The sequence below is a fragment of the Sulfitobacter sp. M39 genome, from assembly GCF_021735935.1.
GTDB lineage: Bacteria > Pseudomonadota > Alphaproteobacteria > Rhodobacterales > Rhodobacteraceae > Sulfitobacter.
Genome location: NZ_WMDZ01000001.1, coordinates 2,133,299 through 2,157,209, shown reverse-complemented (window position 1 = coordinate 2,157,209; position 23,911 = coordinate 2,133,299). Strand labels below are relative to the sequence as shown.

Annotated in this window: 25 protein-coding genes and 1 tRNA gene; 8 read left to right on the top strand and 18 right to left on the bottom strand. The window is 59.7% G+C overall.

Annotation, left to right across the window (positions count from 1 at the left end; all coding sequences use genetic code 11):
* Nucleotides 1–54: 54 nt before the first annotated feature.
* Nucleotides 55–258 (bottom strand): DUF3553 domain-containing protein, encoded by a 204-nt coding sequence (locus GLP43_RS10470; protein WP_005853586.1) that lies wholly within the window; start codon nt 256–258, stop codon nt 55–57.
* Nucleotides 259–326: 68 nt separating this feature from the next.
* Between GLP43_RS10470 and GLP43_RS10465 the strand changes: the two genes are divergently transcribed.
* Entirely contained in the window at nt 327–929 is a 603-nt protein-coding gene (locus GLP43_RS10465) for a histidine phosphotransferase family protein (RefSeq protein WP_237279262.1), read from the top strand.
* Here the strand turns inward: GLP43_RS10465 and GLP43_RS10460 are convergent.
* The 10 genes from GLP43_RS10460 to GLP43_RS10415 all read right to left on the bottom strand — a co-directional run bounded on the left by GLP43_RS10460 (nt 926) and on the right by GLP43_RS10415 (nt 9,151).
* The gene (locus GLP43_RS10460; RefSeq protein WP_237279261.1) at nt 926–2,191 is read right to left on the bottom strand and encodes a glutamate-5-semialdehyde dehydrogenase; all 1,266 of its coding nucleotides are present in this window, start codon (nt 2,189–2,191) and stop codon (nt 926–928) included. The genes GLP43_RS10465 and GLP43_RS10460 overlap by 4 nt on opposite strands.
* A gap of 91 nt (nt 2,192–2,282) precedes the next feature.
* On the bottom strand, nt 2,283–3,392 hold the full coding sequence (gene proB, locus GLP43_RS10455) for a glutamate 5-kinase (protein WP_237279260.1): 1,110 nt from the start codon (nt 3,390–3,392) through the stop codon (nt 2,283–2,285).
* Nucleotides 3,380–4,417 (bottom strand): GTPase ObgE, encoded by a 1,038-nt coding sequence (obgE, locus tag GLP43_RS10450; protein ID WP_005853579.1) that lies wholly within the window; start codon nt 4,415–4,417, stop codon nt 3,380–3,382. The genes proB and obgE overlap by 13 nt, the downstream gene beginning before the upstream one ends.
* Nucleotides 4,418–4,444: 27 nt before the next feature.
* A complete protein-coding gene (locus tag GLP43_RS10445) occupies nt 4,445–4,981 on the bottom strand; it encodes a GNAT family N-acetyltransferase (RefSeq protein ID WP_005853576.1) in 537 nt (178 codons plus the stop codon).
* Nucleotides 4,982–4,983: 2 nt separating this feature from the next.
* Nucleotides 4,984–5,586: a LysE family translocator gene (locus GLP43_RS10440; protein WP_009824636.1), complete on the bottom strand. Its 603-nt coding sequence runs from the start codon at nt 5,584–5,586 to the stop codon at nt 4,984–4,986.
* Nucleotides 5,583–6,179: a GNAT family N-acetyltransferase gene (locus tag GLP43_RS10435; protein ID WP_237279259.1), complete on the bottom strand. Its 597-nt coding sequence runs from the start codon at nt 6,177–6,179 to the stop codon at nt 5,583–5,585. Before GLP43_RS10435 ends, GLP43_RS10440 begins: the two co-directional genes overlap by 4 nt.
* A gap of 98 nt (nt 6,180–6,277) precedes the next feature.
* On the bottom strand, nt 6,278–6,547 hold the full coding sequence (gene rpmA / locus GLP43_RS10430; protein ID WP_005853571.1) for a 50S ribosomal protein L27: 270 nt from the start codon (nt 6,545–6,547) through the stop codon (nt 6,278–6,280).
* A gap of 12 nt (nt 6,548–6,559) precedes the next feature.
* On the bottom strand, nt 6,560–7,273 hold the full coding sequence (locus GLP43_RS10425) for a 50S ribosomal protein L21 (RefSeq protein WP_005853569.1): 714 nt from the start codon (nt 7,271–7,273) through the stop codon (nt 6,560–6,562).
* Nucleotides 7,274–7,496: 223 nt separating this feature from the next.
* A complete protein-coding gene (locus tag GLP43_RS10420) occupies nt 7,497–8,306 on the bottom strand; it encodes a hypothetical protein (protein WP_237279258.1) in 810 nt (269 codons plus the stop codon).
* Between the two features lie 2 nt (nt 8,307–8,308).
* Nucleotides 8,309–9,151, bottom strand: a complete 843-nt coding sequence (locus GLP43_RS10415) for a DUF2059 domain-containing protein (protein WP_237279257.1) — start codon at nt 9,149–9,151, stop codon at nt 8,309–8,311.
* Nucleotides 9,152–9,298: 147 nt separating this feature from the next.
* On the opposite strand from GLP43_RS10415, the gene GLP43_RS10410 reads away from it, so the two are divergent.
* Nucleotides 9,299–9,388 (top strand) — tRNA-Ser (locus GLP43_RS10410).
* Between the two features lie 556 nt (nt 9,389–9,944).
* Here the strand turns inward: GLP43_RS10410 and GLP43_RS10405 are convergent.
* Nucleotides 9,945–10,841: a LysR family transcriptional regulator gene (locus GLP43_RS10405; RefSeq protein ID WP_237279256.1), complete on the bottom strand. Its 897-nt coding sequence runs from the start codon at nt 10,839–10,841 to the stop codon at nt 9,945–9,947.
* Between the two features lie 84 nt (nt 10,842–10,925).
* Here GLP43_RS10405 and GLP43_RS10400 point away from each other — a divergent pair, with 84 nt between their 5' ends.
* The gene (locus GLP43_RS10400) at nt 10,926–12,107 is read left to right on the top strand and encodes an MFS transporter (RefSeq protein WP_237279255.1); all 1,182 of its coding nucleotides are present in this window, start codon (nt 10,926–10,928) and stop codon (nt 12,105–12,107) included.
* A gap of 162 nt (nt 12,108–12,269) precedes the next feature.
* On the opposite strand, the gene GLP43_RS10395 is transcribed toward GLP43_RS10400, so the two are convergent.
* The 3 genes from GLP43_RS10395 to GLP43_RS10385 form a co-directional block, all read right to left on the bottom strand.
* A complete protein-coding gene (locus GLP43_RS10395) occupies nt 12,270–13,118 on the bottom strand; it encodes an NAD(P)H-binding protein (protein ID WP_237279254.1) in 849 nt (282 codons plus the stop codon).
* A gap of 63 nt (nt 13,119–13,181) precedes the next feature.
* Complete coding sequence (locus GLP43_RS10390) at nt 13,182–13,592, bottom strand: nuclear transport factor 2 family protein (RefSeq protein WP_237279253.1); 411 nt, start codon at nt 13,590–13,592, stop codon at nt 13,182–13,184.
* 240 nt (nt 13,593–13,832) lie between these two features.
* Nucleotides 13,833–14,120: a DUF2218 domain-containing protein gene (locus GLP43_RS10385; protein ID WP_237279252.1), complete on the bottom strand. Its 288-nt coding sequence runs from the start codon at nt 14,118–14,120 to the stop codon at nt 13,833–13,835.
* Nucleotides 14,121–14,215: 95 nt separating this feature from the next.
* On the opposite strand from GLP43_RS10385, the gene GLP43_RS10380 reads away from it, so the two are divergent.
* Entirely contained in the window at nt 14,216–15,124 is a 909-nt protein-coding gene (locus GLP43_RS10380) for a LysR family transcriptional regulator (RefSeq protein ID WP_237279251.1), read from the top strand.
* Between the two features lie 106 nt (nt 15,125–15,230).
* On the opposite strand, the gene GLP43_RS10375 is transcribed toward GLP43_RS10380, so the two are convergent.
* A complete protein-coding gene (locus GLP43_RS10375; RefSeq protein ID WP_237279955.1) occupies nt 15,231–16,346 on the bottom strand; it encodes an S-(hydroxymethyl)glutathione dehydrogenase/class III alcohol dehydrogenase in 1,116 nt (371 codons plus the stop codon).
* Nucleotides 16,347–16,510: 164 nt separating this feature from the next.
* Between GLP43_RS10375 and GLP43_RS10370 the strand changes: the two genes are divergently transcribed.
* Nucleotides 16,511–17,380, top strand: coding sequence for a LysR family transcriptional regulator (locus GLP43_RS10370; RefSeq protein ID WP_237279250.1), 870 nt, complete (start codon nt 16,511–16,513; stop codon nt 17,378–17,380).
* A 74-nt stretch (nt 17,381–17,454) separates the two neighbouring features.
* Here the strand turns inward: GLP43_RS10370 and GLP43_RS10365 are convergent, their stop codons facing one another.
* Both GLP43_RS10365 and GLP43_RS10360 read right to left on the bottom strand, forming a co-directional pair.
* Nucleotides 17,455–18,813, bottom strand: a complete 1,359-nt coding sequence (locus GLP43_RS10365) for a sensor histidine kinase (RefSeq protein ID WP_237279249.1) — start codon at nt 18,811–18,813, stop codon at nt 17,455–17,457.
* The gene (locus GLP43_RS10360; RefSeq protein WP_237279248.1) at nt 18,810–19,481 is read right to left on the bottom strand and encodes a response regulator transcription factor; all 672 of its coding nucleotides are present in this window, start codon (nt 19,479–19,481) and stop codon (nt 18,810–18,812) included. Before GLP43_RS10360 ends, GLP43_RS10365 begins: the two co-directional genes overlap by 4 nt.
* Before the next feature lie 149 nt (nt 19,482–19,630).
* On the opposite strand from GLP43_RS10360, the gene GLP43_RS10355 reads away from it, so the two are divergent.
* The 3 genes from GLP43_RS10355 (at nt 19,631) to GLP43_RS10345 (ending at nt 23,911) form a co-directional block, all read left to right on the top strand.
* Nucleotides 19,631–20,707 carry a tricarboxylate transporter gene (locus tag GLP43_RS10355; RefSeq protein ID WP_237279247.1) on the top strand — a complete coding sequence of 359 codons (1,077 nt, stop codon included), beginning with the start codon at nt 19,631–19,633 and terminating at the stop codon, nt 20,705–20,707.
* A 73-nt stretch (nt 20,708–20,780) separates the two neighbouring features.
* Entirely contained in the window at nt 20,781–22,811 is a 2,031-nt protein-coding gene (locus tag GLP43_RS10350; protein ID WP_237279246.1) for a tripartite tricarboxylate transporter permease, read from the top strand.
* A gap of 11 nt (nt 22,812–22,822) precedes the next feature.
* Nucleotides 22,823–23,911 (top strand): 4-oxalomesaconate tautomerase, encoded by a 1,089-nt coding sequence (locus GLP43_RS10345; protein WP_237279245.1) that lies wholly within the window; start codon nt 22,823–22,825, stop codon nt 23,909–23,911.

Genomic DNA, 23,911 nt, shown 5'->3' with positions numbered 1-23,911 from the left:
TTGCCGCCTGTTGCGCAATGCTTGCCCCGCGTCGCGGTGGTTTTCGGCAAAAAATTAACGATTTGCTAACGAAGAGCCTTCATCAAAGACGGGGGTGAGCATCACCCGATGACTATCGACCACGATCTTGCCCTCGCTGCGGAAGTTTACAGTGACCTTGCCGCTGATATTGCTTTGCACTTGCCCCACGCCCCAATCGGGATGTGCGGGGTGGCGTACAAGCATTCCGGGTGTCAGTATCGCATTCAGGTCTTCCAAGCGTACGTCCTTTCTGCGGCGCGGTGTGGGAGCCCGCTATTTAGGGCCAGCTATTAAGGGGGTGTCCCATGGTTGAAACCGACGTTGATCTCGCCGCCTTGATCGGCAGCCGCATCTGTCATGACCTGATATCGCCGGTTGGCGCGATCAACAATGGGCTTGAGCTGCTTTTGATGTCGGGCATGAATATGAGCTCCGAAGTCGCGCTGATCGATGAAAGCGTGCGCAACGCCAGTGCGCGGCTGCGGTTCTTTCGCGTGGCTTTCGGCGCGGGCGACGCGCAGCCTGTCCCTGCCCAAGAAACCAGCGGTATCCTGCGTGATCTATATGCTCAGTCCAAATGGCAGGTAGCTTGGCCCGACGGCGTCGCCGCGCCGCGCAACGCGCTGCGGATGGTGTTCCTGAGCCTTCTATGTCTGGAAACGGGGATGCCCTACGGTGGGCAGATCAACATAGATCACCGCGATGCGGGGTGGGACATCACCGGCACGGCCGACCGGCTAAGCATCAACGCCGCGCTTTGGGGCGTGCTGGCGGGGCAGTCTCGGGCAGAGCGTCTGGTCGCGTCGCAGGTCCAGTTCGGGCTGTTGCCCGCCATCGTGAAAGACAGCGGGCAACAGTTAACGTCCATTGTGACAGAAACAACCATCACCCTTGGGATCACGGCTTAGCTGCGCACAGCCCCATCGCCGCGCACCAGATACTTGAAGCTGGTCAGCTGTTCGGCACCAACGGGCCCGCGCGCGTGCATCTTGCCGGTGGCAATCCCGATTTCGGCACCCATGCCAAACTCTCCACCATCGGCGAATTGGGTGGACGCATTGTGCATCAGGATCGCAGAATCCAGCCGCGTCATGAATTTGGTCGCCGCCGCATCGTCTTCGGTGATGATGCAATCGGTGTGGTTCGAGCCGTAGGTGCGGATATGGGTGATCGCATCGTCGATGCTGCCCACGGTTTTCGCGGCGATGATCATATCGAGGTATTCGTGGCCCCAATCATCCGCCGTGGCAGGCACGGTGCCTTCGATCTCGGTCAGGGCGCCATCGGCGCGCACTTCGACGCCAGCGTCCAGCAGCGCCTTGATCACGCCCTTGCCAATCGTCCGCGCCACTTTCTCGTGGATCAGCAGGCATTCAGCCGAGCCGCAAATGCCGGTGCGGCGGGTCTTGGCGTTCAGAACGACTTTCAAAACCTTCTCGGGGTCGGCGTTTTCGTCGATATAGATGTGCACGATGCCTTCGAGGTGGGCAAAGACCGGGACCCGCGCTTCGCGCTGCACCAGCCCGACCAGCCCCTTGCCGCCGCGCGGGACGATCACATCAATCGTGTCGGTCATGGTCAGCATCTCGCTCACTGCGGCGCGGTCGCGCGTGGGCACCAGCTGGATTGAATCCGCAGGCAGATCAGCGGCTTCGAGCCCCTGTTTCAAGGCGGCATGGATCGCGCGCGAGGAATGGAAGCTTTCGGAGCCGCCCCGTAGGATCACGGCATTGCCCGCTTTGAGGCAAAGCGCACCGGCATCCGCGGTCACATTCGGGCGCGATTCATAGATCACGCCGATGACACCCAAAGGCGTGCGCACGCGCTGGATGTTCAGGCCCGTCGGCTGATCCCATTCGGTCAGCACCTGCCCCACGGGATCATCCTGTGCGGCGATGCTGCGTAGGCTGTCGGCGATGGCGCTGATGCGCGCATCGTCCAGCAAGAGCCGATCCATCATCGCGTCAGAGAGACCCTTGTCGCGGCCAAACTCCAGATCTTTGGCGTTCGCGTCCAGAATATCGGCGCTGCTGGCCATCAACGCGTCGGCGGCTTTTTCAAGCGCGGTCTGCTTTTGGTCGGCACTGGCAAAGCCCAATGTCGCGGCGGCGGCTTTGGCGCGCGCGCCAATATCCGCCATCAACGCGGGAATGTCGTCTGTCTGTGTCATATCCAAGGTCATAGCCTAATTACTGCTTTTTTGTCATTTCGGGTTGCCCTCTACCTAAAGCCTTCGGCGAGGATTTTAAACCATTTGGACGTCAGGAAAGCGCAAGATCGTCCCGATGGATCAAAGCAGCACGCCCCGGCGCGCCCAAAATGGCCTCGATCTCCGAGGATTGTCGACCTTTGATCAGCTCTGCCTCTGTCGAGGTATAGCGCGTCAGCCCGTGCCCGATGGTGCGCCCGTCAGGGGTCAACAGCGCGACGAGATCGCCGCGCCCGAAGGGGCCGGAAACAGTGGTGACACCGGCGGGCAAAAGCGACTTGCCCTTGGACATGGCAGTCACCGCACCGGCATCCAATGTGACGCTGCCGCGGGGTTTGAGTGCCGTAATCCATTGTTTGCGCGCGGTTTGGGGGTCGGATTGCGCGGTGAACCACGTGGCATTGGCACCGTTTTCGAGGGTAAGCAAAGGCCGCAACGGTGATCCTTCGGAGATGGCCATGGCGCAGCCCGCGGCGGTCGCGGTTTTCGCGGCCATCAGCTTTGTCTTCATGCCGCCCTTGGACAGGCCAGAGCCCGCATCGCCCGCCTGCGCCTCGATCTCTGGGGTGATCGTGTCGATCACCTCATAGCGGATGGCATCGGGGTCGTCATTGGGGTTGGCAGAATAGAAACCATCCACATCCGACAGCAGGATCAACCGGTCTGCCGCCACGGTCACGGCGATCTGCGCCGCGAGCCGGTCATTGTCGCCAAAGCGAATCTCGTCCGTGGCGACGGTGTCATTCTCGTTGACGATGGGTACCGCGCCCATGGACAACAACTGCTCCATCGTGGCGCGGCTGTTAAGATACCGCCGACGATCCGCGCTGTCTTCTAGGGTGACAAGCACCTGCGCGGCGGTGATCCCATAGGGTTCCAGCGCCTCTTCATAGGCGCGGGCGAGACGGATTTGACCCACCGCCGCCGCGGCTTGGGATTGTTCCAGCGCAAGCGTGGTTGGCGGCAGGCCAAGCACGCCACGACCCAATGCGATGGAGCCCGAAGACACCAGCACCACATCCTTGCCCTGCCCCTTGAGCCACGCCACATCCTGCGCGAGACTTTGCAGCCAATCGCGGCGCAGTTGGCCGGTGGCCCGATCGACGAGCAGCGCCGAGCCGATTTTTACAACGATACGGGTGCCGTCGCTTAGGGTTGCCAAGGTGCCTCTTCTTCATCTTCGGACCGGAAACGCAGCCGGTCGTCGTCAATCTGGCCACGCAACGCCCGCAGCACCTCGGTGACGCCTTCGCGGGCGACGCCAGACATCATCATGACCTCTGCGCCGCAGGCTTTTTCCAATTCTTCGCGGGCGGTTACGCGATCATCTTCATCCAGTGCATCAATTTTATTCAGCACGGTGATCCGGGGTTTGTCCGCCAGCTCGCCGCCATAGGCTTCGAGTTCGTTGATGATGGTCTGGTAATCTTCGGCAATGGTGTTCGACGTGCCATCAATCAGGTGGAGCAGCACCGCGCAGCGTTCGACGTGGCCCAAAAACAGATCGCCCAGACCGCGCCCTTCGGACGCGCCTTCAATGAGGCCGGGGATATCGGCGACGACGAATTCGGTATTATCCACCCCCACAACGCCGAGATTGGGGTGCAGCGTGGTGAACGGGTAATCGGCAATCTTCGGCCGCGCGTTCGATGTCGCGGCGAGGAAGGTCGATTTGCCCGCGTTTGGCAGGCCAAGGAGACCCACATCCGCGATCAGCTTGAGACGCAGCCACAGCGTGCGGTCCACGCCTTCCTGTCCGGGATTGGCACGGCGCGGTGCCTGGTTCGTCGCGGATTTAAAGTGCAGGTTCCCCCAGCCGCCATTGCCCCCGCGCGCCAGTTCGACCCGCTGGCCAAGCTCTGTCATATCCGCCAGCACAGTTTCCTGATCTTCATCAAGGATCTCGGTGCCCACGGGGACGCGCAGGATGATGTCATCGCCATCCTTGCCGGTGCGCTGCTTGCCCATGCCGGGCTGGCCGTTCTTGGCAAAGAAGTGCTGCTGGTAGCGGAAGTCGATCAGCGTGTTCAACCCGTCCACGGCTTCGGCCCAGACCGATCCGCCCGACCCGCCGTCCCCGCCATCGGGACCGCCGTATTCAATGTATTTTTCGCGCCGGAAAGACACGCAACCGCCCCCGCCTGCGCCAGAGCGGATATAGACTTTGCACAGGTCAAGAAACTTCATCAAAAGGGCCTTTCGGGGCACGTGTGGTCATAGTTTATGGCTATACGTCCAGGTTGGTACGCAGGTCTCGCGTGCCAGACAATAGGTTTCCGCATTGCCAAGATAGCGGAAGCCCGCATTTGTCAACACTTTGGCAGAGGCAGGGTTGTCGCGAAACACCGAGGCGAACATATTTTTGTTGCGCAGCGGGTTGGCCTGCACCAGCGCCTGCACGGCCTCGGACGCGAGATGCGTATTCCAGAACGCCGGGGCGACCCAATAGCCGACTTCGGATTGATCGCGGTCCATCCGGATGAGGGAAATCACGCCCATCACCTCGGAGCCGCCGGTTTTCAGCCCGTCCATCACCCAGACATCTTCCGTCCGGGGGGTGCTGGTGGCGCGGGTGATGAAGCTTTCGATCACGCCGGGCGGCAGCGGGTGCGGAATGGATGCGGTGCGCATCGCAACCCGTGGATCGCTGGCATAATGTTCGATCATCCCACGATCCGACATGCGCACAGGGCGCAGGTCAAACCGTTCTGTTTCAATCACTTGCTGTTGCGACACTGTTAAATCTTCCATCGTTATGTCCCTCCTCCGAACAGCACGAACAAGACAGAGGCCACCGTCAAAGCGGCCAAGGTCCACATCAAATATTTCTCCCAAACGGTGCCTGCGACCGTCTTTGCGATCCCCGCACCGGCTAGCGTCCACAAGGGATGCAGCACGATCTGGCATCCCAGCAGCACGGCGGCCACCGTGGCCGTCGCCGCCAGCGCAGGTGTGCCGGGCGCGATGAAGGCCGTGAAGCTGCCCACGATCATCGCCCAGGCCTTGGGGTTCAGCGGGTGGACGATCAGCCCGGCCAGAAAGCCCGGCGCAGCCTCGGTTCGTGCGCCCTGCCCCAACCGCAGGTTCGCAACCTTCCACGCCAGCCAGATGATATAGGCGGCCGAGGCGAATTTCAGCGCGACGAAAACCCCCGGCGCGCGGTCGGCCAGTTGCATCAACCCGAAACCCACTGGCCAGATCACCAGCTGTTTGCCAAGGGCCACGCCCGCGACAAAAGGTACTGCCGCGCGAAAGCCGAAGCGCGCGCCAGTGGCCATCAACGCCATATTCGCCGGTCCGGGTGTGCCGATCTGGCTTGCAGCAAAGACGATAAAGGATGTCAGGGCGACGCTCATGACTGGCTCTTCTTCTTGCGCTTTTGCCGCGGCTTGGCGTCATAGACGGGCGGAACATAATCAGGTTTGATTAGCCCGAACAACAGGTTGTCGTGCCATTCGCCCCCCAGAAAAGACGACTGCCGCGCACGCCCTTCGGCGGCAAAGCCGACTTTGGTGAAACAGGCCGCAGCGCGTTCGTTGATGTCGAGCACACGGGCAGAGAGGCGGTGCAGCGACAGCGAGCCAAAGGCGTGGGCCGCAAGCAGATGCAGCGCGCGCGTGCCCAACCCCTTCCCCAGTTTCTTGGGGGCGAGAATGCCGATCGCGACATCGGCGCTGGCATCCCACGGACGAAGACTGTGCAGGCGCAGCGCACCGATCATCTTGCCGCGATGTTCGATGACCCAGGCCAGCGGTTCAACCTGCTGCGTTTCATACCAGCGTTCGGCCAGTGCCTTGGTCATCACCGGCACTGCGTTCAGCTCTGCCCCGAACATGTGGTGGATTTCGGGCGTGTTTCCAAGCTTGAAACGGGCGTCGATGTCGCGGTGTTCGGGCGCGCGCAGGCGGATGATGCCATCGCTCAGCTCGGGGCGGTTTGATCGTGACATAACGGCCCCTCCCTTCTTGAGTGAACATTGGGCGACAAAAAAGAAAAGGGACCGGCGTTTCCGCCGATCCCTAAATTTTCAAACCTCTCGGGTGCGGCTTATTCTGCGGCTTCTGCCGCTGGCAGGACCGAGATAAACGTACGGTTCTTCAGCCCCTTGTGGAACTGGACCTTACCATCAACGGTTGCGAAGATCGTGTGATCCTTGCCCATGCCAACGCCTTCAGCGGGCCAGTACTTTGTACCGCGCTGACGCACCAGAATGTTACCGGGGATGACAGCTTCGCCGCCATATTTTTTCACGCCAAGACGACGACCTGCTGAGTCGCGGCCGTTACGGGATGAGCCGCCTGCTTTTTTATGTGCCATTGGTGTCTCTCCTTAGCCTTTTGCGAGTTCTTTGGCCTGTGCGATCCAGTCTTCACGACCGACGCGACCTTTGAACGACAGTTTCTCTTCGATAGCTTCGACGTCAGCGTCTGTCCAAGCAGCGATCTGTGCGAAGGTTGTGATGCCTTCACCGTTCAGCTTGCCAACGATGACGGGGCCAACACCGGAGATCTTGCTCAGATCGTCGGCACCTTCGGCTGCGGGTGCAGCTTTAGCCTTCTTCGCCTTGGCAGGCTTAGCCGATTTTTCTTCGGCCTGGTTGTTTTTTACGCGCTTGGCCATTTCGGCCTGATCGGTTTTGTTCAGCGCATAACGCTCTTCCATGGCTGTCACGGCAGCAGCGCTGACGGAACCGGTGCCGATTGCCGCTTTGACGTCGGATTTATCCGCGCCGGACGACAGGATCTCGCCGATCTTGACCAGTGTCAGCTTTTGACGGTGGCCTTTGGTACGCTTGGAAGAGTGCTTCCGGCGGCGCTTGACGAAGTGAATGACTTTCTCGCCCTTGATCTGATCGACGACCTCGGCTTGAACGCCGGCCCCTGCGACCAAAGGAGCACCCAGCTTGGGGGAATCGCCGCCCAGCATGAGAACTTCGTTGAATTGGACTGTTTCGCCCGCGTCAGCAGCCAAACGTTCTACCCGCAGCATATCGCCGGATTGAACTTTGTACTGCTTGCCGCCTGTCTTGATGACCGCAAACATGCGTCTTCCTTTACTGTTTCCGCATCCTGTGGTCCCCGTTCGGGAGTTTGTCGGGCCTTGGCCCACCTCGGACAGCGCATCCCGTTTCGGGATGTTCATGAAATAACAAAGGCACCCGAAACGGGCACCCTTAGGTTGAGGCTTGCCGTATGATGCACCGCCCCCCTGATGTCAAGGGCCAGCACGGGCCTCGCGGGACTTATCGCAGAGGCGGTGCGGCTGGCTATAATTCCTCGGCCACCATGTTCAAAGCAATTGCGCGACCAAGGGCATAGGACACGTCTTCGTACGCGGTGCCAAAGCCCTCGAACAGCGCTGTATTCAGGCTGCGCCCCGCATCGCTTTGCGCAAAGGCGATATAGCGGTCGAGCTCTGCATCCTCCAGCGGAGAATACGCCAGCAGCAGATAGCCATAAAGCCAGCCGCGCGTGTCTTGCGCGATCTCTTCTTGCTGCTGCGCCACGTCTGCCAGCATCTCGGCCTCTGTCATCTGTAGCGCGTTGCCATCTGCCATCCCACGCATGAATTGAAAGTTGGAATTCATCGCTGCGGTGACATTGCGATCGATCATATCGCCACTGTCGATCAATGTGGTGATCTGCGCCAGACGTGGGTCGTTGCTGCCCTCAAAGTCATGGAAACCTTTACGGGCGGCGTCTTCCACCTCGGGGTCGGTGATGGCGGCGCGGGCCTCGTTCTCGAGCGTGATGATCCTTGCGCCCGTGTCTTGCGCGAAAAAGGCAATGACATCCTCGCGGGCCTGCCCTTGCAAGCCCGCATCCAATGCCCCGCGCAGGGTTTCGACGATCCGTTCGGGGTTGTAGATGGCACGCACCTGCAGCGCCCACCCCGCGCCGCCCTGCCCGCCCAGCATATCGCGATCAAGCGTTTCCGCGTTCTCCAACCCCTCGCGCTGCAAAATCTCGGCCAGCTCGCCAAGACGCAGGACATCCACCAGCACGGTTGACCGCGCGTCGGCCCACAGCGGCAGCGCCAGCATCCACATGCCAGCAGCAAGAACAAAGGCGCGCATGGTTACAGGTCCTGACTGGGTTGCATGGTGCCAAGCCGCTGTGCGACCTCTTCAAACCGGTTCGCCATGATCTCGAACTGCACGGCGTTCATCAGTGCGTAGACCTCCTGCATCTGCGGATCTTCCAGCGCTTTGGCGTAGACCAGCACCTCTTCATCCGAGAACGCCTGATAGGTATAGGCCGCCCCCGCCAGCGCATTCACTTTAATAGAGGCGCGCATCTCGGGCTCTTGTGCACGCATCGCTTCGCGCAGGTCGGGTTCTTCCATCTGCAATTCGATCACACCCGCGCCTGCCGCTGCCATCAGGAAACGGATCTGCACCTCTTGCAGCGCCTTGATCGAGCTCTCTTCGACATCGCTTGCCCCGTTAAGACGCGCCAACAGATCCACACGCGGAGAATCGATCCCGCGCAGCCCATTCAGGATCGCATCACCCGCCTCTGCCTTCGCGGCGTCGTCTTCCTCCATATGCGAGGCGTTTTCAGCGGCAACCAGGCGTTGGCCCAGATCGCTGGCGTAGAAATCCGACGCATGTTCCAGCGCATCATCGCTGAGCGCCTGCGCGAGAATACCGGCCCCCATGTCCAGCATTAAATCCGTCTCGAATACCTCGCGCACCAGACGCGACCATTCAGAGCCGAAGGCATCCGCATCAATCCCCAGCATTTGTGGCGCGGAATTTGCAGACAGCCGGATGCTTTCAAGGGCGACATCAAAACCTGTGACTTCTAAAAATGCATCGACCCTTTCCCTGTCGGCGGCCCGTGCCATCGGTGCAATCAGCGACACCATGACCGCCAATCCAAAACATAAAGTTAACGGCAAACGGGACAGTCGGCGCATCAGGGCATTCCTTTCAAGTTGATCCACCCCAAGAACTTAGGCGAAACCCATCTGTCAGCAATGAAATTCCCCGTGTCCGCGAAAACTGGCCTAGCCCCCCTTGCCACCCCGCAAAATCCATCCTAAACGGACGCACCACACCGATGCGGAGAGGTGCCGGAGTGGTCGAACGGGGCGGTCTCGAAAACCGTTGAGCCTTCACGGGTTCCCAGGGTTCGAATCCCTGTCTCTCCGCCATTACACTTAAGTTGATTTTGAGAATACAGCAGTAAAACCTATAAAGTTATAGCTCTTCGTGCTGTTACAGCTCTTCCTGCCGGGGTCATCAAGTTTGGGTCCCGATTTGGGACGCATCTTGGGACACGTCCGGCGCATTAAATACCGCCCATGTTAGTCGAAGAAACCTCTTCTCCGGCGCAAGATTGCGCGAGGAATTGCTTCCTTTGATCAGTCAAACAATTGTTCACTTCAAGATTCCACATATTCACCACCTTAATGGTCGGGTGTTCAGAGCCGTTGCTTTCGGATAAGCGGCGTTTGAGCGGCACGTGCTGTTCCAGTGCGGGCCGCGAGGTGATACCCGTCTAACACGGATTAACCGAACAAACTTTATACTGGGCTGTCTACGGACCAAACTCCGCTTCAACGCGCTTGCCGTTTGTCCGGAATTACACAGCCTTATCAGTCTTGGCGCGGACCTAGATACTGACTGTTCCAAGGTGCCCCGGTCGAATGTTTCGACGCTGGCGGCTTTGGGGTGAAGTAATGCTTGATCCATGGGGACTTGTGTAACTTAACATCCATCAATGGTCCCCAACCAATCCAGAAAAACACCCAACCGGCGCAGCCCCGAGACGCGGGTAAGGTAGAGGGCTGAAATATCCAGCGGGGTGGCGTCAAGCTGGCCCGGAAAAAGCTCAACCAATCGGCCCGCCTTGATATCGTCAGCGATCATGAAATCGGAAAAACGCGCGATGCCCAGACCGCCTAATACCATCTGACGCACGGCCTCCCCATTGCCTGCGGTCAGGGCGGTGGGGACCGTCACGGGGGTGGGCAGACCAGCAAAGCGCAGCGTGTTGATATGATCTGGTGCCGCAAAGCGCACTTGCTCCAGCTTTGCGAGGTCGGTTGGTGTTTTTGGCCAGCCTTTGCGATCAAGGTACTCCTGCGCAGCAACTAATTTCCAAGCTGTGCACCCCAAGGGACGATGCAACATGTCGCTATCGGGTAGCTGGCCAAGCCTGATGGCAACGTCCGCGTGACTGCCGATAAGGTCCACCAGGGCATCGGTCATATCGATCGACAGCTGGATGCCGGGGTACTCCGCACGAAACTCGGCCAACCGCGGGGCAAGGACATGCAGGACGTAAGGCACAGGCGCATTCACCCGCAGCGGTCCGGCGGGGGCCTGTCCGCTGGTTGCTATCTCTTGCAGGGCTTCACTGCGATCCAAAATCTCGCGCGCCTCAGCCAGAACAGCAGCGCCTTCGGGGGTGATCTCGATGGACCGCGTAGTCCGGCGCAGGAGTGTGACTTTCAACTGCTCTTCCAGCCGCGACACTGACCGGCTGAGTGTTGAGGCCGATACCCCTCTGCGCCGCGCGGATTCAGCAAAGCCGCCATCATCGACGATCCCGACGAAAGCCGCCAAATCCACCATGCGCAACAATTCGTGCGGTTTCTGCAATGATCCATTCCAAACTTGTCTGTTCTCGCAATAGATAGCCGCTGGCATATACGGCGTCGACATCAAATTTATTGGAGAAACCCGATGCCCCTTGCCCTTTGGGCGCTGACCATCAGCGCTTTTGCCGTCGGAACGACCGAGTTCGTTATCGTCGGCTTGCTTCCCACCATCGCCGCCGATCTTGGCGTTTCCATTCCTTCCGCTGGCCTGTTGGTTAGCCTCTATGCGCTTGGCGTGACCATCGGCGCGCCAGTGCTAACCGCCATGGCAGACCGCGTGCCGCGCAAGACGCTGTTGCTGCTCTTGCTGGGGCTGTTCACACTTGGGAACGCTTATGCAGCCTTCGCGCCGGATTACGGCAGCCTTGTCGCTGCGCGCTTTATCACGGGTCTCGCGCATGGCGTGTTCTTTGCCATCGCCTCGACCATCGCCACCGATCTTGTGGAGCCTGAAAAGGAAAGCTCAGCCATCGCGCTGGTGTTCCTTGGTCTGACGGTCGCGCTGGTGACGGGTGTTCCATTGGGGACGTTCATCGGCCAGAACTTTGGCTGGCAGTCGACCTTCCTTGGCGTTGTTGCGCTTGGCGTGATCGGTTTTATTGCTTCTGCCATCTTAGTGCCTGTCAATCTGACCAAAGCTGCCTCGGCAGGAATCAAGGCGCAGTTGCAGGTGCTGACCTCGCCGCGTCTGTTGCTGGTCTATCTGATCACGGCTGTCGGCTATGGTGGCAACTTCATCGCCTTCACCTTCCTTGCGCCGATGCTGAACGAAGTCACTGGCCTATCTGCAGGCGCGGTTAGTGTGGTGTTGCTGCTCTACGGTGCATCTGTCGCAGTGGGTAACATCGCTGGCGGCAAACTGGCTGACCGGATCGGGGCAGTGGCGTCCCTCACGGTGATCTTTGCCGGCCTTGCGATATCACTGGTTGCATTGGGCGCGTTCCTCACCAACCCGATTGCAGCCATCGCGGTTGCGGCCTTCTGGGGCGGGTTTGCCTTTGCCAACGTGCCGCCACTGCAATCCTATGTCGTGCAAATCGCACGCGAAGTCTCACCCGGTGCGGTGGATGTGGCGTCTGGCCTGAACATCGGAGCCTTCAACCTTGGCATCGCAGGCGGCGCATGGGCCGGTGGGCTGGTCGTCGAAGGTATCGGCCTTGCGGCTGCCCCCTACATTGCTGCCGGAGTGGTGGTTGTCGGGATCGTTTTGGTGCGCTTGTCAGGCCGCCTGAACGGGGCAGTGCCCCAAGCCGTCGCTGCCGAATAGCCTCACTTGCCTCGCCGCGTTTTTGATGCGGCGGGGCAGCGGGACGTGCCGGTTCACGCTCCCATCTTTGGGGATGCAAAAACAGGTGATCGGCTCGCTCACCTATCTCGGCTTTCTTGGCGGCTGCACGCCGTGCATTGCATTTGGCCCCTACCGCGGTCTTCAGGCCGTGAGCGCGGTGAAATAATCACCCCACGATTGATGTGGGCGTCCGGTGACAGCGGCATAATCGCCGGGGCGGTCGTAGACGCCTTTGCGGATGCCTTCGTAGATGCCGCCGATGATCGGGCCGAGGAAATCACCCAGTTCAGCGCTGCGGTCGGCGACGAAATCCTCGGGTGTCATCTCGCGGTAGGTCAGATTGGTGCCGAAGGCGCTGTTAAGATAGCCTACCAGCGTTTCCTGCGTGATCGGCGTGCCGTTAAGGTCGAAAGTGCCGCCATTCAGGTCATCCTTTGTCAGCAGCGCTGCATAGGCATGGGCCAGTTCCGAGCGCGTGGTATAGCCGCATTTGCCGTTGCCAGCGCTGTTGGCGATCTCGCCGCGCGCCTTGTAGCTGTCGATATATTCAACGTCCGGCTCGATATAGATCCCGTTGCGCCCGATCGCCCAATCCAGACCGCTGGCCTTGATGTCCTTTTCGGTTTGGCGGTTGCTTTGCACCACCGGCGAAAAGCGCGTGCCATCCTCGGGGCCGATGATGCTGGTGTAGACCAGCTTTTTCACACCCGCCGCGCGGGCGGCGTTGATCACGTTGCGGTGCTGCTGGATGCGGTCTTCGGGCGGGGCCATGCCGGACAAAATCACCAGCGCATCGACACCTTTGAGCGAGGTTTCCAACTGTTCGGGCTGGTCATAATCGCCGGGGCGCACATCAATCGCCAAATCGGAGACATTCTCGGGCGTGCGGGCAAGCCCGATCACGGGTGCATCGCCCGGCAGATCGATAAGCTTGCGGGCGATCTCGCGGCCAAGCTGGCCGGATACGGCGGTTACAGCATATGTCGTCATGATAAGTCCTCACTGCTCGGTATGAAGGCAGAGCCTCGGGCGGCTCTGCCATAAGGTTCCGGCTTAGCCGTGATAGGCTTGGCTCACCGCAAAGCTGTCCTCGAACCAATGCCACAGCACGACTTGACCATCGCGAACCTTGGCGCGCAAAGCAAAGGTGAATTCGCCGATCTCTTTGCCTGAATGAGCCGTGACGCCGTTCATCTTGCCAAAGACGGCCACAGTGTCACCCGAGGCGAAGGCATCGGTGTTTTCCCATTCGGTGGTCTGGAAATTCTCGGAGAAGACACCGAGGAATGCAAAGACGTTCTCTTTACCCTCCGCGCCGCCGATCCAAGGCAGGCTGGCGTCGCCTTCGTTGTGCCAGACCATATCATCGGCCATCAACTTGCCCATTGTCTCCATGTCACCCGATCCCATAGCGCCCATAAAGCCCATCACGGTGTCAAAGCTGGCTTGTGTCTGTTCGTCCATTGTCTGTGCTCCTGCGTGTTGTCCAAGAATGATCGCGAGCGATGCGCCCAGCGAAGTTTTCAATAGTGTTCTGCGGTTCATTGAATGGCCTCTATGTTGGTTGATGTTGCGAAAGCGGTGCGCATTTTCAATGCGATGGTCGAGAGCGCAAGGGCGATGATCCAAAGCACCGGACCAAGGGCACTGGGCACCAGCGGAACGGCGTCGGATCCCGAGGTGGCCGAGGCTTGCGCGCGGAGGTCACGCCGCTGCGACTTGCCAATCCAGCTTGGGATTTTCGCGAAAAGCGAAGCGGTCCAGATGGCTGGAGATCACTTTAGCGGCTTTGTCCAGTTTCGGCTGATCTGGTGCTGTGATGCTCAGGTGGAAACCGGTCTCATCAGCACGAAGGTCGCATTGCCCGAAGGGCAGCTCGATCCGTCCGAAGCCGGGCTTATGTGAAACCGGGACTTTGTGGCCGAAATGTTTGCACAGTGTACCCAGATAGCGTTCCGCGTTCGGTGTGGTGAAAAATGTGTTCGCATTCATATTGTCGCTCCTTGTCTTGCAACCAACATCTATCCTCGCGACACTGATCGGGGTATTCACGGAAATCAGAAGTCATAATTCGGACTGATAGAACAATGATCGAGCATCTGCGCCATATGGCGATCTTCGCACGGGTCGTCGATGAGGGGTCGTTTCGGGGGGCCGCCAAGGCCATCGGGCTTGCGCCGTCGCGCGTGAGCGAAACCGTGTCAGAGCTTGAGACCTTTCTTGGTGTCACACTTCTTTACCGGACGACGCGCAAGATTGCGCTGACCAACGAAGGGCGGATGTTCTATGCTCGCGTGGCGGAAATGCTGCGCAGTGCCGAAAACGGCCTGAATGAGCTCAACGCGCTCTCGCTCGAACCGGTGGGTGCGTTGCGCGTGTCGATGCCTGCTTATATGTCCACATCCACGCTCGCCACGGCCATCGCCGAATTTGTCCGGGGTCACCCGCTTGTTGCGCTGTCGGTTAGCTTTACCGATGCGCGCATGGATTTGTTGGACGACGGGTTCGACGTCAACTTTCGCGCGGGCTGGCTGGATGACAGTTCGATGATGTCGCGCAAATTGGGCGAGAGCGCACGCGCGCTGGTGGCCGGAACGGGCTATGCTGCGACCCGACCCCGCCCGTCGCATCCATCCGAGATGGAGGACTGGGACTGGCTGCGTTACAAGCACCGCTCTGACGTGACCACGCTGCACGGCCCGGGGGGTGTCACGGCGAAGGTGACTGGCCAGTCCCGTATGGAAGTGGACAGCATCGATGCCCTGAACCATCTCACCTTGCAGAACCTCGGTGCCACCGTCCTGCCCGAGCATCTTGCCGCCCAGGGAGAGGCCGATGGCATGTTGGTGCGTCTGCTCCCTGACTGGCACTTGCGCCCACTTGGCACCTTTGCCGTCTGGCCGGACACGTCGCGCCGCGAGAGCCTGACCTTGCTTTTTGTACGCTTTGTGGCGGAGTGGGAAGCAAAGCAGATGACTCAGCAAACGAGCATGTGAACGGTCCAAAAACCTCGCTTCCGATATGTTCCTGTTCGAAGGTGCCCGCGCCCGCCTGCGGCATCCTGGCCAAGCTACACAAAACGTAACACGGCCATGTCGACAGCTACGCAGTCATATGGATAACCGAGCGGATGCTTTTGCCTTGATGCATGAGCTCGAAAGCCTCGTTGATCTCTTCCAACCCCATGGTGTGGGTGATAAAATCATTCAGCTTGAATTCGCCGTTCATGTAACGCTCGACGTATTCGGGCAGTTCAGAGCGCCCCTTGACCCCGCCGAATGCCGACCCGCGCCAGACGCGGCCGGTGACCAATTGGAACGGACGGGTCGAGATTTCCTGCCCTGCACCCGCGACACCGATCACCACGGATTCACCCCAGCCCTTATGGCAGCATTCCAGCGCCGACCGCATGACATTCACGTTTCCGATACACTCGAACGAGTAATCCACGCCGCCATCCGTCATCTCGACAATCACCTCTTGGATCGGCTTGTCGTGGTCCTTGGGGTTGATGAAGTCGGTCGCTCCCAACTTACGGGCCAGATCGAATTTGCTTTCGTTGATGTCGATCACAATGATCCGGCTGGCCTTGGCCATCGCCGCACCGATCACGGCGGACAGACCAATACCGCCCATGCCGAAGATCGCAACCGTTGAGCCTTCCTCGACCTCGGCGGTGTTCATAACCGCACCCATGCCGGTCGTGACACCGCAGCCCAGAAGGCAGACCTCTTCCAGCGGCGCTTCAGGGTTCACTTTGGCGAGCGAAATTTCGGGCAGCACTGTGTATTCCGAGAAGGTTGAGCAGCCCATGTAGTGCAGGATAGGCTGGCCATCCTTGTAGAACCGGCTGGTGCCGTCGGGCATCAGACCGCGGCCTTGTGTCTCGCGGATTTTCTGGCACAGGTTGGTTTTGCCGGATTTGCAGAATTTGCACTCGCCGCATTCGGGCGTGTAGAGCGGGATCACATGGTCACCTACCGCGACGCTGGTGACGCCCTCGCCCACGGATTCGACAACCCCGCCACCCTCATGGCCGAGGATGACCGGGAACAGGCCTTCGGGGTCTTCGCCCGACAAGGTGAAAGCATCGGTATGGCAAACGCCTGAGGCAATGATCTTGATGCGCACTTCGCCAGCCTTTGGCGGCATTACGTCGATTTCTTCAATCGAGAGTGGTTCGTTGACGGCCCAGGCGACGGCCGCTTTGCATTTGATGATATCGGTCATGGGTCTCACTTTGCGTTTGTGGCTCATCTGACGGGTGACAGTGTATAGCGCTGCCGTTTACACTGTTTCCCATTGGCGATAATCATGACTTTTCGAAAAAGACTATTACGAAATGGTAATGGGTGTGCCGCAATAAACTTGGAAGGATCATCATGCTGAGTTGGGAGGGAGTATCAGAATTTGTGGCCGTCGCTGAAGCCCAAAGCTTTACAGCTGCCGCCAACAGCTTGGGGATTTCCACGGCGCAGGTCAGCCGCCAGATCGGCGCGCTTGAGGCGCGATTGAACACCAAGCTGTTCTACCGCACCACACGAAAGGTCTCGATCACAGAGACGGGTCAGGTGTATTATAACCATTGCCGGCAGGTGCTCGATGGGCTGGCCGAAGCCGAGCGCGCGATTGCCGATCTGCATCAGAGCCCGAAGGGTCGGCTGAACCTTACCGCACCAGTGACGTTTGGCGAGAACCGCATCGCACCCTTGGTGAACGACTTTGTGCAATGCTATCCTGATCTTGAGGTCAACCTTAGGCTGACCAATCAGCTGCTCGACCTTGTGGCCGAAAGCTATGATCTCGCGATCCGGCTGGGAGAGTTGGAAGACAGCTCCATGATGGCAAAGCGGTTGGCTTCCCGCAGGCATTACACCTGCGCTGCGCCGGAATACCTTGCCGCTCACGGAACCCCCCGAAGCCTGTCCGATCTTGATGCGCACAACTGTCTTCAGGGCACTTTGAGCTATTGGCGGTTTCAGGAGAAAGCGACGACACGGCATATCCGGGTGAAGGGTAATTTGCGCTGCAACAGTGGTGCGGCGCTGGTTGATGCAGCATTGAAGAACCTGGGGATCATCCAGTTGCCTGATTACTATGTCGAGGCTGAACTTCAGGCCGGGCGTTTGATCTCTGTGTTAGACGAGTACCGCGCGCCGGACGATGGCATCTGGGCGATCTATCCGCAGAACCGTCATCTTTCACCAAAAGTGCGGCTGCTGCTTGATCACCTTGGCAAAGGGCTGCGATGAATCGCAGATGCCATTGCTCTGCACTTCAAGAGATAGTGTTTATAATCGTGGAGAGAGCCGCCAAGCGCTTGTGATCACTGATGGATCAAGGGAAGTCGTAGCACGACGGCCAGTCCCTTCTCCTGCAGCAACAGATCGACTTCCCCGCCATGACGACGCAGAACATCTTGGACGATAGCAAGGCCAAGGCCGCTGCCCTCCCCTTCGCTCAATTGACCAAACCTCTGAAACGCTGCCTGTCCGCTGCCTTCCGGAATACCAATGCCATCGTCTTCGACGGTCAGCACCGCATATCGCCCCTCGGCCACGGTGCTCACGCGGATCGCGGAGAGGCCTGGACCACCATGGGATAGCGCGTTTTCAAGTAAATTGGTGATCGCCTCACCCAGCAGCACGCTATCGCCATTCACCGGCAAAGGGGCCAGATATGGCTCAAAGCCAAAGCCGATGTCCCGCGACAGGACCGTCGGGGCGAAGTCACTGCAGACTTCGGCAGCGACAGCGTTGAGTTCAAGGGCATCGAATGTTGGTGTCTCGTCGTAACGCAACCGTTCCAGAGACAACAACTGATTGGCGAGCCGCGCCGATTTACGGGCGGCGGCGATCAATTCACGTTCGCGCAGGCGACGTTCTTGCGGGTCGCTGACATCGGGCAAAACTTCGGCCAGCGACAACAGTGCCGATGCGGGATTACGCAACTGATGCGCCGCGTTAGAGATGAAAACCTGATGATCCTCAATGCTTTGCCGCACCTGCTCGAAAAGCCGGTTCAACGTCGCGACAATTCCGACGACCTCTGCCGGTACCGGGCGGCGGATATCGCCCAGATCGTCTGGAGATCGATGCTGGATCGCGTCCTGCAGATCGTTCAAGGGGCGCAGGCCGACTTTCACGCCGAACCAGACCACCAAGGCTAGTGCCGCCATCAGGCTGGCGATTAAAGCAGCAGCGCGCCGCGCCAATGCGGCGGCAAAGGCGTTGCGATCACTGTCCCTTTGCCAGACTGTGACGATCGTGTCGCCGGTCAGGTTGCCGATCGTCGTGCTTTCCGTCATCCGCAAGACGCGCACAGGCTCACCCCGATACTCAGCCATCGTGTAGTTCAACCGATCCTCGCTCGCGCGACTGCCAGAGACGGGAGGATAGGCGTAGCCAGTGATGTAGATGCCCCCCGGCCCCGTGACGTGATAAAAAAGCTCCCCGCCCCCGGCGTCCGATAGGAAATCCCGCGTGCTGGGGGACAGCGCATCCCCGCCCGAAATCGCCACATCGCGGGAGATCGCCAGCGCTGCGGCCAGCAAGCTCCGGTCAAACAGAGTTTCAGAAGTGCGCTGCGCCACCTCAAAGCGCCAGAACCCCAGAATGATAGAGAGCAGCAACAGCGGCGGCAGGATCAGCATGAAAAGCCTAGAGCGCAGCGACATCGCGGTCATGCGCTGTCGACCTCAAGCATATAGCCCAGCCCACGGGCAGCTTTGATGCGGATGCCGAAGGGCTCTAACCGTTTGCGAAGACGCGAGACATGCGGCTCGATTGCGCTGTCTTCCTGCTCGGCCCCGGTGCCATAGACATGGGTGATCAGTTGGGATTTTGACACGATCCGCCCGCGCCGTTCCAGCAGGCATTCCAGCGTCGCCAACTCTTTGCGGGGGAAAGCCAATGGCTCCTCATTTTTCAACAATTGACGGTTTGTGCGATCAAAGACCAAGGGGCCAATCGCGTCGCGGGCGGCGAATTCAAGGTTCTTTCGCCGCGCCATAGCCCGCAGTCGCGCCTCTAATTCATCCATCTCGAAGGGTTTGGTCAGGTAATCATCGGCTCCGGCATCCAGCCCGGCAACCCGCTCTGATGTTTCAGCCCGTGCAGTCAGCAGGATCACCGGCGTGCCATCGCCACGGCGCCGCAGTCGCCTTAGAACCTCCAGCCCGTCACAACCGGGCAAGTTACAATCCAGCACGATCAGGTCTGCCCCCTCGTGACGCAGGAAAATGTCAGCATCTTCCCCGTCATGCAGCAGGTCCACCGCATGGCCCCGATCGCGTAAGCGATGGGCAATTCCCTGTGCCAGAGCCTCATTGTCTTCGATGACTGCTATGCGCATGATTAAAACTTAATCCTGATGCGCAAGTTTCGCGCAAGGTTGGAAAGGCAGTGTGCCCGTGTTGGAGGAGGGATTCGTCCCTGAAACAAATACGAATTACGGCAGACGTGAAAGTCTGACCGATACAGAATGTCTACGGGAGGACACCAATGACTATCAAGTATTTCGCCGCAACCGCTGTATCTGCTGCTTGCCTCGCCGCCCCGGCGCTGGCCGAGGTCGACTTTGCTGGCAAGACAATCGAGTGGGTTATCCCCTTCTCGGAAACCGGCGGCTCGGCCAAATGGGCCAACTTCTTTGCGCCACTTTTGTCCGAAGAACTTCCGGGCAACCCCACCGTCGTGGTCAAGTTCATGCCCGGTGCTGGTTCGACCAAAGGTGCCAACTGGTTCCAAGAGCAAGAGCATGACGAGGGCACGGTCCTCTTCGGCACCTCCGGTTCGACCCAGTTCCCCTACCTGCTGGACGATCCGCGTGTGCGGTACGAGTACAGCGATTGGAAGCCTGTCATGGCATCGGGCACCGGGGGCGTTGCCTATCTGAACCCCACGGATGGTGAAGAGTTCGACGGCACTGCCAATAACCTCAAAGACATCAGCTTTATCTATGGTTCACAGGGTGCCACGCGCCTTGACCTCGTGCCGCTGCTGGCATGGGAAATGCTGGGCATGAACGTAGAGCCTGTTTTCGGCATCAAGGGCCGTGGCGATGGCCGTCTGATGTTCGAGCGCGGCGAAGCCACGATCGACTATCAGACCTCGTCAAGCTACCTCGGGGCCTCTGCCGATCTGGTCGAAAAGGGTCAGGCCGTGCCGATGATGACGTGGGGCGCACTTGACGACGATGGCAACATCGTTCGTGACCCCACTTTCCCCGACATCCTGACCTTTAAGGAAGTCTGCGAAGCCACCGAAGGCTGCGCCACCGAAGGTGAGGCTTGGGACGCATGGAAAGCCTTCTTTATCGCAGGTTTCCCGGTTCAAAAGATTGCTTTCCTGCCCGCAGGCACACCTAACGATGTGATCGCGACCTACACGACGGCCTTTGACGCGGTGCGCAACCGCGACGACTTTGCCAAAATCTCCGAGAAACGTGTCGGGAAATACCCCGTCTTCGTAGGCGAAGGCGCGGCAAAGGCGACGCAACGCGGCACGACCGTCTCTGCAGAGGCGAAAGCCTTTGTGACCAACTGGCTGCAAGAAGCCTACGGCGTTTCGCTGAAGTAAGCGAGACCCCCACGGCCCCGGGCGCGCCCCGGGGCCCCCCCCCCCTTTAATCTAACATTTCGAGGTCGGTGCGATGGATCTGTTCGCAACCGCTCTGCCTGCGCTTGGCCAGGCATGGGCTCTAATTTTGCAACCTGTAGTACTGGGATATCTGGTGTTAGGCGTCGTCATGGGCCTGGCTGTCGGGGTCTTTCCCGGCCTCGGAGGGATCGCGGGATTGTCGCTGCTCTTGCCCTTCATGTTCGGCATGGACCCGGTGCTGGGTCTAGCATTGATGATCGGCATGGTCGCGGTGGTACCAACCTCAGACACTTTCGCCTCGGTCCTCATGGGCATTCCAGGGTCTTCGGCCAGCCAAGCCACAGTGCTTGACGGGTTTCCAATGGCCAAAAAGGGACAAGCCGCGCGGGCCCTTTCGGCGGCTTTCACGTCATCCCTTTTCGGCGGGCTGGTCGGCGCGGCATTCCTGACGTTGTTCATCGTTGTGGCGCGTCCCATCGTGCTGTCCTTCGGCCTGCCCGAGATGTTGATGATTTCGATCCTCGGTCTGTCGATGGTCGCGGTGCTGGCCGGGCGCGTGGCGCTCAAAGGTCTGGCGGCCGCGGGCCTCGGCCTGCTGATCGGCACCATCGGTGAGGCTGATGCGGGCGGCTCACTGCGCATGGCGACCTATGACATCCCCTACCTGACGGACGGGTTGAAACTGGTGATCGTCGGCCTTGGCATTTTTGCCGTGCCAGAGATCGTATCGCTTCTGCGCCAAGACCGGGCGATTTCCAAAGAAGCCAAACTCGGCGCGGGCTGGGGTGAAGGCGTGCGCGATTGGGTTGCCAATAAATGGCTGTCGGTGCGCTGTTCGCTGATCGGCGTGGTCGTCGGCGTTATCCCCGGCCTTGGCGGATCGGTGGTTGACTGGATCGCCTACGGGCACGCGGTTCAAACGACGAAAGACAAATCGAACTTCGGCAAAGGCGAAGTGCGCGGCGTGATCGGGCCGGAAAGCTCGAACAACGCGAAAGAGGGCGGCGGCTTGGTCCCTACCCTGCTCTTCGGCATTCCCGGTTCTGGCTCCATGGCGATTTTCATCGGTGCCATCGCCCTGCTAGGTTCCGGCGAGATCGAAGTCGGCCCCTCGATGCTGCGCGACAATCTCGACATCACTTATTCCATCGTCTGGCTGCTGGCGCTGGCCAATGTTGTGGGCACGCTGCTGTGTATCGCGGCCTCGGGCGGCATCGCCAAGCTGACCACGATCCGCTTCACCTACCTTGCGCCTTTCCTTTTTATGCTGATCTCCTTCGCGGCGTTCCAGTCGGGGCAGAACTTCGAAGACATCCTCGCGCTATTTGCAATCGGACTGATCGGCATCTTCCTGCGCCGCTTTGACTGGTCGCGCCCCGCCTTCCTGATCGGTTTCGTGCTGTCCAACCCGGTCGAGAAATTCTCGAACCAAGCCTTCCAGATCGCATCGTTCCGGTTCCGCAAATCTTTTGAGGAAGGCATGGAGTATGTCTTCTCCCCCATCGTCATCGTGCTGCTAATCATCACCGTGGTCTCTGTCGTGCTGGGTCTGCGTCAGGCCAAGTCGATCATGGCCGAGGGCGATGTTCAGTCCGGCTCCAAACGCGCGCCGTTGGTCTTTTTGCTGATCATCATGGGTTACGTCGTGGCCGCGCTGATCAATGCGTCGCTGATCCCCGACTACAACATGACCGACAAGATCGTGCCGCTGGTTGTAGGGGGCATCGCCTTGGCTGCGCTGCTGATCTTGCTGGTGCAGATGATCCTGCGTCCCGAAAACGATGCGATCTTTGCCGACAAGGAAGTCTCGGGTGAGGACGCTGATGCGCCCTATGGCCTCTGGAGCACGCTCGCGTGGTTCGTGGGGTTGATCGTCGCGACCTACTTCGTCGGCTTCATCCTCGCGCTCTTGGGCTTTTTGATCAGCTTCCTGCGGGTTCGTGCACAGGCGCATTGGCCGAAAACCCTGATCCTGACGGCCTGCGGCATCGCGCTGATGTGCGTCATGGCCGGTGCGCTCAACCGTGATTTCCCGCCGGGTCTGCTGCAAGGCGCAGTCGATCTGCCCTGGCCGCTGAACTGAGGAGTTTAGAGATGACACAGACAGCTATCCCTTATCTCTTCATGCGCGGCGGCACCTCGCGGGGGCCATACTTCAACCGCGCGGATCTGCCGGAGGACCGCGAAACGCTGGCCGAAGTGCTGCTCGCCGTGGTGGGCTCGGGCCATCCGCTGAACATCGACGGCCTCGGTGGCGGCGCGGCGGTCACCACCAAAGTCGCGATGCTCTCGCCTTCTGACGATGACTGGGCCGACGTGGACTATTTCTTTGCCCAAGTCTCGGTCGAGGATCGGCTGGTCGATTTCAAACCGACCTGCGGAAACATCCTGTCGGGTGTTGGCCCTGCGGCGGTGGAATTGGGCCTCGTCCAGCCCACCGGCGATGTAACGGATGTCAAAATCCACGCCGTCAACACCGGGGCCAAGGTGCTCTCCAAAGTACTGACGCCCGGTGGCGTGCTCACCTATGACGGCGACACCGAGATTGCGGGCGTGCCCGGTGCCGGTGCCGCTATCGCGTTGAACTTTATGGGCGTCGTCGGCTCTTCGACCGGGGCGTTTTTGCCCACGGGCAACATCCGCGATACCTTTGACGGGATCGACGTCACCTGCATGGATGTGGCCATGCCGATGGTCATTGCCCGCGCGGAGGACTTTGGCCTGACGGGGTATGAGAGCGTCGCCGAGCTAGACGCGAACAAGGATTTCTTTGCCCGTATGGAAGCCATCCGCCTTCAGGCCGGGGCCGCCATGGGCATGGGAGACGTGTCGAAATCCGTCACGCCCAAGTTCGGTCTGCTGGCACCAGCCCAGAACGGCGGCACCATCGCGACGCGCTATTTCATGCCGTGGAACACGCACCCCTCGATGGCGGTGACCGGGGCGCAATGCCTTGCCTCCTGTGCGCTCACCCCCGGCAGTGTGGCAGACGGTCTGCTTGAGCGTCCCGGCCAAAGCCCCGCTGATGTGGTGCTCGAACATGCCTCTGGCACGATCGACGTGCTGGTGGATTACGACACGTCGGACGGCTTCGCGCTGAACTCCGCCGGGTTGCTGCGGACGGCGCGTAAGCTGGCGGATGGCTGCGTTTTTGTCCCCTCACGCATATGGGAGGGTCGCTGA